The organism is Pseudomonas sp. SIMBA_041 (genome assembly GCF_046535095.1).
In the GTDB taxonomy this organism is placed as follows: Bacteria; Pseudomonadota; Gammaproteobacteria; order Pseudomonadales; family Pseudomonadaceae; genus Aquipseudomonas; species Aquipseudomonas mucoides.
Window position 1 is genome coordinate 1 of sequence record NZ_JAWRXJ010000865.1, and the last position, 240, is coordinate 240.

Sequence of the window (240 nt, forward strand, 5' to 3'; positions counted from 1 at the left end):
TCCTTTCGCAACCGCTGACTCCGCCCAGTCCAACAGCAAGGGCTTCATTGAAGACGGCAGTTGGAGCCTGCTTAATCGCAGCGTATTCGACCAGCGCGATTACCGGCACGGCGGGCGCAACAGCAGTGGCCGCAATGCCTACAAGCCCCGAAGCGAACGCAGCGGCAAGGCTGAGGAATGGGCTTACGGGCTGATGGGCACGTTCCAGTCCGGCTTCACCCAGGGCCTGGTTGGCGTCGG

1 protein-coding gene is annotated in these 240 nt (G+C 62.9%); it reads left to right on the forward strand.

The features are described from left to right. A partial coding sequence (locus tag SB725_RS33605; RefSeq protein WP_410923746.1) for an OprD family outer membrane porin occupies positions 1-240 on the forward strand: 240 nt, incomplete at both ends.